Origin of the sequence: Burkholderia sp. RF2-non_BP3 (genome assembly GCF_001522185.1) — a bacterium.
GTDB classification, from domain to species: Bacteria; Pseudomonadota; Gammaproteobacteria; order Burkholderiales; family Burkholderiaceae; genus Burkholderia; species Burkholderia diffusa.
This window is the reverse complement of the sequence record NZ_LOSU01000014.1, coordinates 1-816: the sequence shown is the minus strand read 5'-3', so window position 1 is coordinate 816 and position 816 is coordinate 1. Positions and strand designations below refer to the sequence as shown.

The following is an 816-nucleotide window of genomic DNA, read 5'->3' as shown; positions in this document are numbered from 1 at the left end:
GCCCTCGGCGACCAGCTCGATCAGCTCGCTGTCCACGTCGACCTCGACGGGCATCAACTCGTTGTCGACGGGCTTGAGCTCGACCGATAGTACGGTGGCTTCGCTGTCGACTTCGACGTCGACGGGTATCAACTCGCTGTCCACGTCGACTTCGACGGGTATCAACTCGCTGTCCACGGGCTTGAGCTCGACCGACAGCACGGTGGCGTCGCTCTCGACTTCGACGTCGACCGGTCTGTCGTCGGCAACCAGCTCGATCGGCTCGTTGTCCACGTCGACTTCGACGGGTATCAACTCGTTGTCGACGGGCCTGAGCTCGACCGACAGCACGGTGGCCTCGCTGTCGACTTCGACGTCGACGGGTCTGTCGTCGGCGACCAGCTCGATCAGCTCGCTGTCCACGTCGACCTCGACGGGCATCAACTCGTTGTCGACGGGCTTGAGCTCGACCGATAGCACGGTGGCTTCGCTGTCGACTTCGACGTCGACGGGTATCAACTCGCTGTCCACGTCGACTTCGACGGGTATCAACTCGCTGTCCACGGGCTTGAGCTCGACCGACAGCACGGTGGCGTCGCTCTCGACTTCGACGTCGACCGGTCTGTCGTCGGCAACCAGCTCGATCGGCTCGTTGTCCACGTCGACTTCGACGGGTATCAACTCGTTGTCGACGGGCCTGAGCTCGACCGACAGCACGGTGGCGTCGCTGTCGACTTCGACGTCGACGGGTCTGTCGTCGGCGACCAGCTCGATCAGCTCGCTGTCCACGTCGACTTCGACGGGTATCAACTCGCTGTCGACGGGCCTCAGCTCAAC

The 816-nt window shown here is 63.1% G+C and carries 1 protein-coding gene; it reads right to left on the bottom strand.

The genetic code is table 11. From position 1 onward, the window contains the following. The coding region (locus WS45_RS36395; protein WP_306459393.1) for a hypothetical protein at positions 1-816 on the bottom strand (816 nt) is incomplete at both ends.